The sequence below is a fragment of the Duganella sp. GW822-FHT06D06 genome (genome assembly GCF_058799615.1).
The window spans coordinates 142,003-156,230 of sequence record NZ_JBXALQ010000002.1 but is presented as its reverse complement, the minus strand read 5'-3'; the positions used below and the strand labels follow the sequence as shown (position 1 = coordinate 156,230).

Below are 14,228 nucleotides of genomic sequence, written 5' to 3'. Positions count from 1 at the left end.
CCGTATGCCCTACAATTGCCTCTTTGACGAACTTTCACAATACAGAAAGCGGTACAGCGTGGGCAAATTGAAGACATGGTTCTGGGGATGGGCCGCGGCGTTGCCCTTGTTGGCGCACGCGCAGGTCGACTTGAAGGCACTTGATCGTGACATGACAGGGCCACGCGCGCAGGTGCTCGTACTGGGCTCGGTGCATCTGCGGTTCATGCCGGATGACTTCAACCCTGCTTCGCTGAACAACTTGCTGGATCGGCTGGCGGCGTTCAAGCCGCAGATCATCACGATCGAACAGGAACCCGGCCTCGCGTGTGATTTGCTGGCGCGCCACCCGGATAAACTCGGTTCTGCCTATAACTGCGACCCGACGGACGTGGCGAAAGCCGCCACCGGACTGGATCTGCCCACCGCCATTGCGCGCGTGGACAAGACGCTCAAGACGTGGCCGGTTCAACCGACTGCGGCGCAAAGGCGTCAACTGGCGGCCCTGTATCTGGCCGCTGGCAACCACGCCTCGGCCTATGTGCAATGGTTGCAGTTGCCCGAGGCCGAGCGCCGCACGGACGACAACTTGAATGCTGCACTGGTTGACATACTGGGATCGCTGGCCGCCCGCAAGGAAGAGGGTTTTCAAGTGGGCGCTCGCCTGGCGGCACGACTGGGCTTGTCCGGTGTGGTTGCCATAGACGACCACACCGGCGACAACATTGATGTGGTGGACGGAAAAGCGTTCGCCGGGTCTCTCAAGGCGGCCTGGGCGCAAAGAGGGGCGCAATGGACGCAGTGGGAAAAACGGGTGCAGGCGCTGCGGAAGGAAGCAGACCTTTTGCCGCTGTATCGATTCATCAACGACCCGCAACAGTTGCGCCTGGATGCCGATGCCAATGTGGGGTCGCAATTGCGCGCCAGGTCGATGGAAGGCTACCCGCAGATGTGGGTGGCCGGCTGGGAAATCCGCAACTTTCGCATGATTGCCAACATCCGGGAGGCGTTCCGTGAGCGTCCTGGCGCACGCGTGCTCTCTATCGTGGGGGAGTCGCACAAACCCTGGTTCGACAACTGGCTGGGGCAGCTGGCAGGCGTGGATATCGTCGATACGATCGGCGTGCTGAAGTAAACTGCATCGCTACGCCGATGAGTAGCGCTTACGGACTGTTACTGCGTCGTATATTCCGCAGACTACGCAGTTGGAGATGGACTATGCGGGCACTTGCGGCGAGGTGCACTACAAGCTCGTCGTCTCGCCGGTGAACTGAATACGACGTGGAACGACGAGGCTTACACCGAACTGCTCAACGTGAACGGACGCGTCGCGATGGTGATCAGTTCGACGACGCCGGCGCAAAAGGATGCCATGCCGATGTTGCGCAGCGCCGCCCAGGTTTTCGTGGCACGGCTGCGGGCCGATAACCCCGATTGACCTGGCTTTAAAATCGCCTTGCATGGAGTTGGTCGGGTGTATAGACTAGATTGTATTGCATGAAATGCATCGGATGGCGTCATGCGCGTATATGGAGTCTATGAGGCGAAGACGAAATTTGCAGACCTGATTAAGCGGGCCCAGCAAGGGGAGCGTATTACGATCACAAACCGGGGCACCCCGGTTGCGGATCTGGTGCCCAGCGCCAGTGGTACTGAACAGCAGACGTTGGACGCGATCACGGCGATCAAGAACGCGCGTACGGGAAAAATCACGGATGCCGAATTCGTCGCGATGCGTGTCAAAGGTCGCCGCTAAACGGAGGTTGTGCATGGTTTGGTGTGGTTGACGCACTGGCGATGCAATATATCGGCATGGCCTTAGCCGGCGCTTTTGCTGGTGCGGCACTGTTATTCGTGCTTCGAAAAATTTTCGGAAATTGACGACGTTCGATCAAAGTCACCATTCCAAAACGGCCACAAGCTAACTTGAAGAGTCAGTCCAATGCGCAATTATTCTTCGTACACATTTTTCGTTAGTGTACTTACGTTCGGTGTGATGGCTTTGGGCCAAGCGCAGGGAATGGATACTCGGTGGCGATTGCAGGTAGAGGATCTGAAACACGAAATTAAGGTCGAAGCAATGATTCGATTCGTTGGGGAAGCTGCTACCGAATCTTGCATGAGTGGTACATGGAAGCGCGTCATTGTTGAGGAAAAGGCTGCTCAGGATGAGACGTTCTTTCCGTTGGCTGGGCAGCTAGCCTATGCGCTTGTTGGGGGTAACTTGACACTCGGTCGAACAACAATATGCGATGGATATCTGTTCTTGTCTGGCAAGTCAAAGGCATCAAATATCGAAGGTACTTACAATGCAGTAAGCATCGGCGCTAGCCGCAAACTTGGCTACTTCAACTTGAAGAAAATCCAATAGCCGAATCCGGCCACTTCCGGACGTTGACCAGCTCCTCAAAGAACTTTTTCGCACAGCCCGATCATGACCACATTGCGTAAAGCATTTATTCTGGCACTCTTTTTTGCGATGACAAGCGCTGTCGCAGCGCTGTCATATGCGGCACCATGGACGGACATATCGTGGCGGCGCGCATTGCTTGGTATTGGTTCCTTTGGCTGTTTCGGGTTTTTACTCGGAGGTATCCTCGCGTTCGATCCGGAATCCGACTTGAAGATCAAGTCTTGCGCAATCGGTCGGGTATCATTCGGAGTCATAGCCTCGTTAATCTTGTCCGCTTTATGGCGCTGGCCGCTTGAAGGCGTTGCACTCGCAAGCCTTATTGGTGCTGTGCTTGGGTATTTAGGCATGATTTGGGCAAAATTTGTCGACTTTTGACGGTAGGGCTCACTGGCAGCAACGGGGCGGAAGCCGCCTCTTATCTGACGCGTTGTGTCAGGTCAGGTCGGAGCTAGTACACCTTGGGTCCAAAGACTTCAACCGCGAAGTCTATGAAGCTCCGTAATTTCGGGGTGAGACGCCGATCTGGCGCATAGAGTATATGCATCGGCTAGGTGGGAATGCTGTACTCCGGTAAGACCGGCACCAGACGCCCGGATTCCAACTCTGCCTCCACCAGTTCCGCTGGCTGTAGCATTACCCCCAAGCCGGCAACGGCGGCAGGAAGCAGCGCTTCACCGTTATTCACCATGAGGCGCCCGGAAATCGGCACCGAAACGCGTCCTTCCGGCCCGTCGAATGGCCAATGGGTTCGCAACGTGGTGTGTGAAAAACCGAGGCACTCATGCTGCTGCAGATCCATCGGCGTCCTGATGGGATTGTGCGTAGCCAGGTACGCGGGGGCAGCGCAGAGGACCAGTCGATAGGGGGCCAAGGGGCGCGCGATCAGGCCGCTATCGGATAGCTCGCCGACTCTGAAAACGGCGTCGTATCCCTCGTCGATCAGATCGACAAAGCGATTCGTCATCGTCAAGTCGATCGACACCTCGCGATTGGCGCTCAGGTATTCGTGCAGCCTCGGCGCCAATGCGTGAATGGCGAACGTGGCCGGCGCATTGATCTTCAGCCGGCCTCGTGGCACTGAACGGGTTTCTGCGACCAGACTATCCACCGCTTCCACTTCCGCCAGAATGATCCTGGCCCGTTCGTAGAACGACTGCCCGATATCGGTCAGGCTCTGGCGCCTGGTGGTCCGGTTCAGAAGGCGAACCCCCATGTGCTGCTCAAGCGTTTGAATGTGCTTGCCGACCAGCTGTGGCGACATGCGCAGCGCGTCGGCGGCTGCGGAGAACGAGCCTATCTGGAGATCATCAACATGATGCGTTCCGTTTTCCCCGACATCCAATGGACGTTGGAGGAACCGATAGTAGAAGGCGACAATATTGTGGCCCGCTACACCATGCGCGGCACTCATCAAGGCGCTTTTATGGGAGTGCCGCCCACCGGCAAGAAGATTGCCGTGCAAGCGTTGAATATCTATCGCATGTCCAATGGCCAGATTCTCGAGGAACTGGGGCAGCCGGATCTGCTTGGCCTGCTCCAGCAGATCGGCGGGCTCCCCGCGCAATAACTACAGGCTGCCCCGCAACTCCAGTCCGATCATGCGCGGCGGGGTGATGCTGGCGAACGGCATGCCGAGCGGCTTGGTCTGGCCGTCGAGGTTGTAGACGTAGCGTTTGTCGAACAGGTTGTTGACCAGTAGCGCCACGCCGATCTTGCCGCTGGCGTCGTCCCAGGCCAGCCGCAGGTCCGTCTTGCTGACCGCTGTGCCGGTGCGGAAGGCCGGGGCGTTCATGCATTGCAGCGCGCGGGTGTCGTCGTTGCAGCGCGATTTGCTGTGGTAGCTGCCTTGCAGCGTCGCGCTGATCCTGCCGCCGGGCGCTTCCCAGCTGCCGTTCACGCCGGCCATGCCGCTGAAGACGGGCGTGCCGACCGGCTGGCCGGACAGGTTCAGCGTGGTGCCGTCGCTGCCGGTGGTTTGGTAGCGATGATAGGTCTGGTCGATCAGCTCAAGTCCGGCGAACAGCGTGACGTTGGGAGCGACGCGGATGCGGCCGTCGAGGTCCAGCCCTTTGGCCTGCTGGTCGCTGCTGACGATGTTGTAGGTCGAGATGGCGCCGGTGCCTCCTAGCTTGATGTCTTGCAGGTTCTTGAAGCGGTAGGCGAACAGGGAGCCGTTCAGCGTGGCCCGGATGCTCGGGAGGTAGAGCTTGAAACCCAGCTCCAGGTTGGTCATCTTCTCGGGCGCGAAGCTCGGATCGCGCGCCTTGGCATCGGCCGACGCCGGATTCGGCGGGGTGAAGACGTTGAAGCCACCGGCCTGGTAGCCTTGCGACAGCGATGCAAACAACAGCAGATCGCCAGTCAGCTTATGGTCCAGCACCACGCGCGGACTCCAGTCGCTCCAGCTGTGCGAGGCGTTGACCGGCGCGGCGGCCAGTTGTCCCGCCGCGCCGAACACCACGTTGGCCGGTAGCGATGTCGCGTCCAGCCCTGCAGCTGGGCCGTAGGTGTTGAGCAGGGCGTCGAGTTCCGGCGACTGGCGCGCTGGCACGTACCACTGCATTGTCTTGCGGTCCCGGCTCCAGCGCACGCCGGTGGTCAGGTTGGTGCTCGGCGTCACGTGCCAGATGATGTCCTCGTAGACCGACACGGCGCGGCTGCGCAGCTTGGGGTAGGTGTTCTCGCCCCATGAAAAATTCGACGAGCCGTCGATACCGGGCACGCCGGCTTGCTCCAGGCCGGCGTACAGCGTGGCGAAATCGGCGGCGCCTCCTTGCATCCGGCTGATGGTGTCCAGCGTCGCCGTATTGACGATGGCGGAAGAGGTCTGGCGCTCACGGTTGTCGTAGAAGCTGACGCCGGCGATCCAATCCAGCTTATCGGTCTTGCCGGACAGTTTGAACTCCTGCTGCCAGTTGTAAGCGTTCTTGTGATCGTCGGTGGACAGCCGGAAGTCGGCCCGGCTGGCGCCGTCGTTGTCGGTCAGGTTGGATGAGGAGAAGGTGCGGAAGGCGGTGGTCGAACGCAGCGTCACGCCGCCCAGCGGCACTTCGGCGCGCAGGGTGACGCCGTCGAACACGCGCCGCTCGCGGCCGTCGGTGTCGTTCTCCAGCGGCGCCTTGCGCGGATCGACGAAGTTGGCGATGTAGGCGGCATCATAGACGCCGGTGTAGCCGCCCTGTGGCAGCGCAGGGTCCTTGATCACGCCGAACGCCGGCCAGCCGTGCTGGCGCAGTTGCTCGTGTTCCCATGAGAGGTTGAGCGTGGCGTCCTTGATCTTCTGCTTCAGCGACAGTCGGGTGGCCCACGAGTTGTCGCCGCCGGTGCGGGTGCCGGTGGTGGCGTTGCGCACCCAGCCATCGCTCGCTGCACGCACCACCACCAGGCGCGCCGCCGTGTCCTTCCCCAACGGGAGATTGAGCATCGCGTCCAGGTTGACGCGGTTGTCGTTGCCGACCTTGATGTGGCCGGCCATGTCGAAATTTTCGTCCGGCTCATTGGTGACGACGGAGATCGCGCCGGCGGCGCTGTTGCGGCCAAACAGAGTCCCTTGCGGCCCTTTCAGCACCTCGACCCGTTGGATGTCGATGAAGTTCATCAGGGCGCCTCCGGTCTTGCCGGTGTAGACGCCGTCCACGTAGATGCCGACCGGGGTGTCGGTGCCGATGCCGAAATCGCCCGGCTGCACGCCGCGTATGCCGAACACCGGTTGCGTGGCCTGGGTGGCGTCCACCTGGAGGCCGGGCAGGTAGCCGGTCAGGTCGCCGAGGTTTTTGGCGCCCAGGTTCTGGATATCCTTGGCCGTGACGACCTCCATCGAGATCGGCACGTCCTGCGCCGACTGCGAGCGCGATTGCGCGGTGACGACCACTTTCTGTATGTCGTCGCTGGCGGCGTGCGCGGCGAGCGTCGCGCCGCCGGCGAAGGCAATGGCGATGTGGCGCGCGAGGATGCGCATGCGGCTGGACGGTGGCTGTGTTGCTGGTGTCTTCACGATATCTCCCGGGTTAATGGATGTGTTTTTTTGCTGGCTTGCGAACGGACTGTAGACGCGCGCCGGACGGCGAGGGGGGCTGGATCGGACAGCCGGGGATGCCGGCGAGGCCAAGCCGGCCCCGGTGTTGCTGGGCCGCCCGTGGGGCCGCCTTGGCCGGAATTGCTCCCTGCCTGTCCTTTTGGCCCCCGTGCACCGCCGCCTTTGTTTGCACAATGAATCCTGTAATTTCATAAAATGGGAGAGTGAACATGGCGGACCAACAGACGGATAAAATTATCGATTGCGGCAACGCGGTGTGCGTGGTGGGGGCGGGGCCCGGCGGCCTGTCGGCGGCGCGGGCGTTGAAGGGCATGAAGCTGGCGTACGAGCAGTTCGAGCGCCATTCGGACGTGGGCGGGATCTGGGACATGAGCAATCCCGGCAGCCCGATCTATGAATCGGCCCACTTCATTTCGTCGCGCGATTTGTCGGGATTCATCGGCTTCCCGATGCCGAAGTCCTTCCCCGACTATCCGACCAACCAGCAGATACTGAGCTATGTGCGCAGCTATGCCGACGCCTTCGGCCTGCGCGGCGCGATCCGTTTCAACACGGCGGTGCGCAACGTGCACAAGGAAGACGGCGGCACCTGGCTGGTAACGCTGGGCGACGGCAGCCGGCGCCGATATCGCGCCGTCATCTGCGCCACCGGCTGCAACTGGGACCCCAATATGCCGGAGCTGAAGGGCCAGTTCAACGGCGAGATCCGCCACTCCGTCACCTACAAGAGCAGCGACGAATTCGCCGGCAAACGGGTGATGATCGTCGGCGCCGGCAACTCGGGCGCGGACATCGGCTGCGACGCGGCGGCGCGCGCCGACCAGGCTTTCATCAGCCTGCGGCGCGGCTACCACTTCATCCCCAAGCATCTGTTTGGCCTGCCGGCCGACCAGGTGAGCGAGAGCGGCCCGCACCTGCCGATGTGGATCGCGCGGCCGGTCATGGGCCTGCTGCTGAAGATGTTCACCGGCGACCTGACCCGCTTCGGCCTGCCCAAGCCGGACCACCGCCTGTTCGAGAGCCATCCGCTGCTCAACTCACAGCTGCTGCACAATCTCCAGCACGGCAACATCGCCGTCAAGCCGGACATCGCCTACTACGACGGCGACGACGTGGTCTTCAAGGACGGCAGCCGCGAGCAGCTGGACCTGGTGATCTACGCCACCGGCTACAAGTGGAGCTGCAAATACGCGGCCGATTATTTCGAGTGGCGCGGTGGCAGGCCGCAGCTTTACCTGTCGATGTTCAGCCGCGACCACCACAACCTGTTCGGCATCGGCTATGTCGAAACCAATTCCAGCGCCTACAAGCTGTTCGACACGGAAGCCTTCATGATCGCCGCCTATCTGCGCGACCAGCTGGACAACCCCGGTGGCGCCAGCCGCTTCGACGCGCTGATCGCCGAGGATGATCCGGACCTGTCGGGCGGCCTGAAATTCGTCAAGTCGCAGCGGCACGAGGTGTATCTGGAGGCGCATGCGCTCAAGTCCTACCTGAAGCAGCTGCGCAAGAAGATGGGCTGGCCGGAACTGAGCGAAACCTATTACGACCATTTGCGCACCAAGGCGGCGGCGCAACCATCGCCTGCGCTGCGCGCGGCAGCTTGAGAGGAACACCCGTGGACAAGACAGTGCAGTACTACCAGCAACAGGCGACGCAGCTGGATTTTGAAACCCGCGCGCTGATCGGCGGCCGTTTCGTCAACGCCGTATCGGCCGAGGAGTTCGACTCCATCAATCCCGCCACCGGGCGGCGGCTGGCCGGCATCGCCCGCTGCGGCGCGGTCGAGGTGGACGACGCGGTCAGCGCGGCGCGCCTGGCCTTCGAACGCGGACACTGGTCGGGGGCCTCGCCCAAGCATCGCAAGAAGGTGTTGCTGCGGCTGGCCGACCTAGTCGAGGCCAACCTGGAAACGCTGGCCTTGATGGAGAGCCTCGATTCCGGCAAGCCGATACGCGATGCGCTGGGGGCCGACCTGCCGGACATGATCGAGAGCCTGCGCTGGCATGCCGAGGCGGCCGACAAGCTGTACGACCAGGTGGCGCCGACCGCGCCCGATGTGGTGGCGATGATCGTGCGCGAGCCGATCGGCGTGGTGGGCGCGGTCCTGCCGTGGAATTTCCCGTTGTATCTGGCCGGCTGGAAGATCGGCCCGGCGCTCGCCAGCGGCAATTCGATGGTGATCAAGCCCGCCGAGCAGACCTCGCTGACGGCGCTGATGCTGGGCCGCCTGGCGCTGGAGGCGGGCCTGCCGGAGGGCGTGCTGAATATCGTGCCGGGCTACGGCGAGACGGTGGGGCAGGCGATGGGCCGGCACCGCGCCATCGACTGCATCAGCTTCACCGGTTCGGGCGAGGTGGGGCGGCTGTTCCTGAAATACTCGGCCGAGTCGAACCTGAAGCGGGTGGTGCTCGAATGCGGCGGCAAGAGCCCGGCGCTGGTGCTGGCCGACGCCGCCGACCTGCCGCGCGTGGCGCAGCAGGTGGCCACCGGGGCGCTGTTCTGCCAGGGCGAAAACTGCAGCGCCGGTTCGCGCCTGATCGTGCACCGTTCGCGCAAGGATGAGCTGCTGGAGCTGGTGAAGGGCGCGTTCGACGAGTGGCGGGTCGGCGATCCGCTCGATCCGGCCACGCGGGTGGGGGCGTTGATCGAACCTGGCCATATGCAGCGCGTGCTGGCCTACATCGACGGCGGCAAGGCGCAGGGCGCGGCGCTGGTGCACGGCGGTGCGCAGGTGCGGCGCGAGTCTGGCGGCAGCTTTGTCGAGCCGACCATCTTCGACAATGTGCAGCCGGGGATGAACATTGCCCGCGAGGAGATCTTCGGGCCGGTGCTGTCGGTGCTGGGCTTCGATACGTTGGCCGAGGGCGTGGCGATGGCCAACGACACCAACTACGGCCTGGCGTCCTCGGTCTACACCAGCAACCTGGATGCGGCGCACGGCGTGGCGCGGGCGATACGGGCCGGCACCGTGTCGGTCAACTGCTTCTCCGAGGGCGACACCGGCGTGCCGTTCGGCGGCTACAAGGAGTCCGGCTTCGGCGGACGCGAAAAGTCGCTGATGGCGCACGACCAGTACACCGAGACCAAGACCATCTGGATGCAGCTGGGCGCGGCCGGCGGCATCAACATTTGAGAGGAATACACATGGCTACAACATCGAAGGGCGGCCGGATCGCCCTCATCACGGGCGGCGCCGGCGGCATCGGCCGCGAGATCTGCCGTGGCTTCATCGAGCGCGGCATCATCTGCGTGCTGGCCGATCATAACCAGGCGGCGCTGGACCGCGCCACCGCCGAGCTGGGGGCGGCGGCGGTGGGCGTGGCGGTCGACCTGACCGATTTCGACAAGCTGGCCGCCTTGCTGGCCTTCGTGCAGGCGCGCTATGGGCGGCTCGACATCCTGGTCAACAACGCCGCCATCACCGGCACCGGGCACTTCGAGGATAGGCCGGTGGATAACATCCTGGCGGAGCTGAACATCAACCTGCTGTCGCCGATCGTGCTGACGCGGCTGGCCTTCGCCGCCTTGCAACGCAGCGGCGACGGTCGCGTGATCAACACCGTGTCCCTGGGCGGCATCTTCCCGCTGCCGGAGACCGGAGTCTATTCGGCCACCAAGTTCGGCCTGCGCGGCGCCATGCTGTGCCTGGGCATGGACCGCGAGCGGCACGGGGTCCATGTCGGCAACGTGCTGCCCTCGGCCACGGAGACGCCGATGCTGATGCGCGAGGCGGTCGAAGGCGGCAACACCTTGCAGTTCATGGATCCGCCGCAGCAGCCGGCGGACGTGGCGCGGCAGGTGATGCTGATGCTGGACCGGCCCTGCCTGGAGCGCTATCCGCGCTGGAGCGAGTCATGGTCGGTGCGGCTGGCGATGCTGGCGCCGAATTTTCTGCCGCGATTGATACCGATGTTCCGCAAGAAGGGAGTGCGCGGCCATGCGCGCTACCTGGAGTCGCTGCGCAAGCGCGGGCTGGCGGTGTCCCGGGAAGGGAAGTGGGAGTTGTCCTGACGAGGGCCTAGGCCCAGGCGTTCAGGCGTGGCGCGACGGCGCCTTGCCGTACCTGGTTCGGCAGCATGCCGGACCAGCGCTTGAACGCGCGGCGGAAGTTGCGCGCGTCGGTGAAGCCGGTGGCCATGGCGATTTCCACCAGCGGCATGTCGCTGCGCTTGAGCAGGTCGAGCGCGCATTCGTAGCGCACCTGGTCGACCAGGCGCTGGTAGGACGTGTTCAGGTCCGACAGACGGCGGCGCAGCGTGCGTTCGCTGAGATTGAGCGCTGCGCCGATCGCGGCCAGGCCGGGCACTTCGTCGACCGAGGCCCGCAGCAGGTTCATGATCGATTCCACCAGGTCGTTGCGCGGCTGGTCGACGGCCAGCAGCTGGTCGATCTGCGCTTGCAGCGTGGCTTGCATGTAGCGGTCGTGGGTGGGCAGCGGGCAGTGGAACCAGGCCATGTCGCAGATCAAGCGGTTCAACGGCGCGTTGAACACCACCGGGCAGCGGAAGTACTCGTTGTAGGCGCTGGCATAGGCGGGGCGCGGGTAGCGCAGCTCCAGCCGCGCCGGGCGGAAGTGCGAGCCGACCAGCGCGCGCGAGACTTCGACGCTGCTGACGAAAATCTCCTCGATGAAAAATGGCTCCAGCTCGGGATCGTGAAAGCGGGTCGTGACCTCGGCGACGAAGTGGTGCTCGTCGAGGACTCCGAGTTCATTGACGGTGAAGGCGCCGGCCGCGCGCTGGTGCCGGATCAGGTAGTGGAACGCCTCGCCCAGCGTGGCGCAGGTCAGCATGCCCAGGCCCGGCAGGCCGAAACAGACCACGGTCTGGCGGGCGCCGGTGGCGATGCCGATGGCCGGGTCGCCCCAGCGCTGCATGGCGCGCTTGACCAGCTGGCTGGTCTGGCGATACGAGACGCGGAAGTTGGCGTCGCACAGGTTCTCGGGCGTGAAGCCCAGGCCCTTGCACAGGCGTTCGGGCGAGTGTCCGCGGCTGGCCACCAGTTGCAGCACCTGGCGGATCACGTGGGGCGGTACGTCGGCATCGGCATCGGGGTGGTGGGACTTCGCCTTCACGGGTGCTCCTTTTGAAGATGCAGCCAGCATAGTATGGATCGCCGCGCGTGGGGCGTCCCGGGCGGAAATGGCCGTTTGGATGTCTCTTTCTGGCCGTTTTGGACCTGCCACGGCGCGGCGCCGTCGTATGCTTGGTTACGGCGCGCGGAGTCGCCGCATACCTTGGAGAACCGATGATCATCACGCCAGCGCAGCCCGCGCGACCTGCCCGCCCCACCTTGATCCTGGCCTGCTGCTGGGCGCTGGGCATAGGCGGCACCACCATGATGCCGCTGCTGGTGACCAATGCGATGGCGCGCCTGCGGCTGGACGAGGGCCAGGCCACCATGCTGGCCGGGGCGGAGATGTTGGGCATGCTGGCCGGCTGCATCGTGCTGCCGGCGCTGGCCCGGCGCTGGCCGTCCCGGCTCACGGCCGCCGCGCTGGTGCTGCTGGTGTGGAGCCAGGTGCTGTCGGCGTTGATCGTGTCGGCGCCGGCGTTCGCGGCGGCGCGCTTCGCGGCCGGGTTCTGCGAGGCGCAGATGATCGTCATGGTCGGCATCTGCCTGGCCTGCCATCGCGATGCGGAACGTTTGTGGGGCGTGGTGCTGCTGCTTTCCGGGCTGGCGGTGGCGGGGGTGTTCACGCTGCTGTCGCTGCTGCCCGGCGTGGCCGATGGCAGCGGGATCTGGTACGGCCTGGCGCTGCTGGCGGCGGTGCTGGGAGCAGGGGCGGTGCGCGTGCCGGTGCTGATGCCGGCGCCGCTGCCGGAGGTGTATGCGGGCCGGCGGCGCGGCCGGGCGGAGATCTGGCTGGCGTGGGGCGTGTTCGTCGGCGTCTACAGCGTGCAAGCGGGCGTGTGGGCGGTGTCGGCCTTGCAGGGCGAGCGTATCGGCCTGTCCTTGCCGACCACGGGGATGTTGTTGTCGCTGTCGTCGCTGCTGGGTTTCTTCGGCGCGGTGGTGCCGGCGATACCGGCGCTGGCGGCGCGACGTGGCTTGACGGTGATGGCGGCGCTGGCGGTGATGTCGGCGTCGGTGGCCGGTTTCTTCACCGCGCACGGCGCGGCGGCTTTCTTCATCGCCCAGCTGGCGCTGAACGCCGCCTTCTATACCGTGATGGCGGTGCTGAACAGTTTTATTTCGGCGCGCGACAGCAACGGCACGCTGCTGTCGCAATCGGTGGTGGTGACGTTTGCTGCGGTGGCGCTGGGCACGGTCGGCGCCGGGGCGCTGTTCCAGGGCTTGGGCGGCTGGGGCGTGATCCTGTTTTCGCTGCTGGCGCTGGCGGCCAGCGTGCCGCTCGGGCTCAAGGCCCTGCGCGGCCACGGCCGGATCAGCGCATCACCAGCGCCTTGACCGCCTCCATCGCGGCGCTGCCGGTCCGGGTGGCCTGCACCTGGTTGCGGCCGCCTTCCTTGGCGACGTACATGGCGCGGTCGGCGGCGACGAACAGCGATTCGGTGTTGTCGAGCTGGTGCGGGACGATGGTGGCCACGCCGATGCTCACCGTCAGCCAGGCCGAGGTGGTCGAGCGCGGATGCGGGATCTGCAGCGATTCGACGTGGGCGCGGATCGATTCGGCCAGCAGGTGGGCCGAGTCGCCGTCGGTCTCGGCGAACAGCAGCACGAACTCCTCGCCGCCGTAGCGCGCCGCCAGGTCGGTCGGGCGCAGCGCGTGCGAGGCGATCGCCTGCGCCACCTGCTGCAGGCAGGCGTCGCCGGCCGGGTGGCCCAGGGTGTCGTTGTACAGCTTGAAGTGGTCGACGTCCAGCACCACCAGCGACAGCGGCTGGCCGCTGCGCATGGCGCGCTGCCATTCCTTTTCGAGGAAGGTGTCGAAGTGGCGGCGGTTGGCGATCATGGTCAGCGGATCGACCATGGCGGCCCGCTGCAGCGCGTCCTCCGACTGCTTGTGGTGGGTGATGTCGTGCAGCAGGCCGATGAACAGCGGCTGGCGCAGGTACATCGGCGTCAAGGTCAGGTCCATGCACACCGAGCTGCCGTTGCGGTGGCGGATGATCACTTCGCGCGTGCCGTGGCTGTGCGCCGTCTCCGGCGCGGCGGCGTAGCGGTCGAAGTAGTCCAGGTATTCCTGCGCCACCATGGGGTTGAGCAGGTCGGCGATGGCGCGGCCGGCCAGTTCGTTTTCCTGGTAGCCCAGGTATTTGTCGCAGGCCGGGTTGGTGAACTGGATGCGGCCGTCCGCTTCGATGATCAGCAGGCCCTCGGCCATGTTGTTGACGATGGTGCGCAGGCGCTCGGCCTGTTCTTCCTGGGTCTCGCTCTTGCTGCGGATCTGCAGCTGGGTGCGCACGCGGGCGCACACTTCGGCCATGCGCAGCGGCTTGCCGATGTAGTCGACCGCGCCGATGTCGAAGCCGGCCACCACGTCCTCGGTCTCGGTGCGCGCGCTCATGAAGATGACCGGGATGCGCTGGGTGGCGGCGTGGCTCTTGAGCTGGCGGCAGGTCTCGAAGCCGTCCATGCCGGGCATCATGACGTCGAGCAGGATCAGGTCGGGATGGACCCGGCGGGCGATCTTCAGCGCCCGTTCGCCGGAGGTGGCGACGAAGGTCTGGTAGCCCTGCTGGACCATCAGCTTGCGCAGTGCGCTCAGGTTCTCCGGCGCGTCGTCCACTATGAGTATCGCGGCATCGCGCCGCGTGGCAAGGATGGGATGGGGAACTGGGTTGAACAAAGGCTGGCCTGATCTGAGAGTGACTATCCGTTCAAATCATAACG

General features: G+C 64.3%; 14 protein-coding genes and 1 pseudogene. 10 read left to right on the top strand and 5 right to left on the bottom strand.

What is annotated here, in order from left to right:
* The first annotated feature begins 4 nt into the window (after nucleotides 1-4).
* The 5 genes from AC1RMD_RS03930 to AC1RMD_RS03910 all read left to right on the top strand — a co-directional run bounded on the left by AC1RMD_RS03930 (nucleotide 5) and on the right by AC1RMD_RS03910 (nucleotide 2,767).
* The gene (locus AC1RMD_RS03930; RefSeq protein WP_492923834.1) at nucleotides 5-1,114 is read left to right on the top strand and encodes a DUF5694 domain-containing protein; all 1,110 of its coding nucleotides are present in this window, start codon (nucleotides 5-7) and stop codon (nucleotides 1,112-1,114) included.
* Between the two features lie 93 nt (nucleotides 1,115-1,207).
* Entirely contained in the window at nucleotides 1,208-1,417 is a 210-nt protein-coding gene (locus AC1RMD_RS03925; protein ID WP_492923832.1) for a hypothetical protein, read from the top strand.
* Nucleotides 1,418-1,498: 81 nt separating this feature from the next.
* Nucleotides 1,499-1,735 (top strand): type II toxin-antitoxin system Phd/YefM family antitoxin, encoded by a 237-nt coding sequence (locus AC1RMD_RS03920; protein WP_492923830.1) that lies wholly within the window; start codon nucleotides 1,499-1,501, stop codon nucleotides 1,733-1,735.
* A gap of 186 nt (nucleotides 1,736-1,921) precedes the next feature.
* Nucleotides 1,922-2,350: a hypothetical protein gene (locus AC1RMD_RS03915; protein ID WP_492923828.1), complete on the top strand. Its 429-nt coding sequence runs from the start codon at nucleotides 1,922-1,924 to the stop codon at nucleotides 2,348-2,350.
* A 63-nt stretch (nucleotides 2,351-2,413) separates the two neighbouring features.
* Nucleotides 2,414-2,767 carry a hypothetical protein gene (locus tag AC1RMD_RS03910; protein ID WP_492923826.1) on the top strand — a complete coding sequence of 118 codons (354 nt, stop codon included), beginning with the start codon at nucleotides 2,414-2,416 and terminating at the stop codon, nucleotides 2,765-2,767.
* Nucleotides 2,768-2,939: 172 nt separating this feature from the next.
* On the opposite strand, the gene AC1RMD_RS03905 is transcribed toward AC1RMD_RS03910, so the two are convergent.
* The gene (locus AC1RMD_RS03905; protein WP_492924685.1) at nucleotides 2,940-3,605 is read right to left on the bottom strand and encodes a LysR substrate-binding domain-containing protein; all 666 of its coding nucleotides are present in this window, start codon (nucleotides 3,603-3,605) and stop codon (nucleotides 2,940-2,942) included.
* Nucleotides 3,606-3,653 (bottom strand): annotated as a pseudogene (locus AC1RMD_RS03900) (hypothetical protein); the annotation flags it as partial.
* Here AC1RMD_RS03900 and AC1RMD_RS03895 point away from each other — a divergent pair.
* Nucleotides 3,642-3,959, top strand: coding sequence for an ester cyclase (locus AC1RMD_RS03895; RefSeq protein ID WP_492924683.1), 318 nt, complete (start codon nucleotides 3,642-3,644; stop codon nucleotides 3,957-3,959). The pseudogene AC1RMD_RS03900 and the gene AC1RMD_RS03895 sit on opposite strands and share 12 nt — an antisense overlap.
* On the opposite strand, the gene AC1RMD_RS03890 is transcribed toward AC1RMD_RS03895, so the two are convergent.
* A complete protein-coding gene (locus AC1RMD_RS03890; protein WP_492923824.1) occupies nucleotides 3,960-6,386 on the bottom strand; it encodes a TonB-dependent receptor in 2,427 nt (808 codons plus the stop codon).
* Between the two features lie 251 nt (nucleotides 6,387-6,637).
* Here AC1RMD_RS03890 and AC1RMD_RS03885 point away from each other — a divergent pair, with 251 nt between their 5' ends.
* Genes AC1RMD_RS03885 through AC1RMD_RS03875 form a run of 3 tightly spaced genes read left to right on the top strand, consistent with a single transcriptional unit; the run spans nucleotide 6,638 to nucleotide 10,442 of the window.
* A complete protein-coding gene (locus AC1RMD_RS03885) occupies nucleotides 6,638-8,035 on the top strand; it encodes a flavin-containing monooxygenase (RefSeq protein WP_492923822.1) in 1,398 nt (465 codons plus the stop codon).
* Between the two features lie 11 nt (nucleotides 8,036-8,046).
* The gene (locus tag AC1RMD_RS03880) at nucleotides 8,047-9,564 is read left to right on the top strand and encodes an aldehyde dehydrogenase (RefSeq protein ID WP_492923820.1); all 1,518 of its coding nucleotides are present in this window, start codon (nucleotides 8,047-8,049) and stop codon (nucleotides 9,562-9,564) included.
* Nucleotides 9,565-9,575: 11 nt separating this feature from the next.
* Nucleotides 9,576-10,442: an SDR family NAD(P)-dependent oxidoreductase gene (locus AC1RMD_RS03875; protein ID WP_492923818.1), complete on the top strand. Its 867-nt coding sequence runs from the start codon at nucleotides 9,576-9,578 to the stop codon at nucleotides 10,440-10,442.
* Nucleotides 10,443-10,449: 7 nt separating this feature from the next.
* Here the strand turns inward: AC1RMD_RS03875 and AC1RMD_RS03870 are convergent, their stop codons facing one another.
* Nucleotides 10,450-11,505 (bottom strand): AraC family transcriptional regulator, encoded by a 1,056-nt coding sequence (locus AC1RMD_RS03870; protein ID WP_492923816.1) that lies wholly within the window; start codon nucleotides 11,503-11,505, stop codon nucleotides 10,450-10,452.
* Between the two features lie 173 nt (nucleotides 11,506-11,678).
* On the opposite strand from AC1RMD_RS03870, the gene AC1RMD_RS03865 reads away from it, so the two are divergent.
* On the top strand, nucleotides 11,679-12,842 hold the full coding sequence (locus tag AC1RMD_RS03865; protein ID WP_492923814.1) for a hypothetical protein: 1,164 nt from the start codon (nucleotides 11,679-11,681) through the stop codon (nucleotides 12,840-12,842).
* On the opposite strand, the gene AC1RMD_RS03860 is transcribed toward AC1RMD_RS03865, so the two are convergent.
* The gene (locus tag AC1RMD_RS03860; RefSeq protein WP_492923812.1) at nucleotides 12,820-14,184 is read right to left on the bottom strand and encodes a diguanylate cyclase domain-containing protein; all 1,365 of its coding nucleotides are present in this window, start codon (nucleotides 14,182-14,184) and stop codon (nucleotides 12,820-12,822) included. The genes AC1RMD_RS03865 and AC1RMD_RS03860 overlap by 23 nt on opposite strands.
* Between the last annotated feature and the right edge of the window lie 44 nt (nucleotides 14,185-14,228).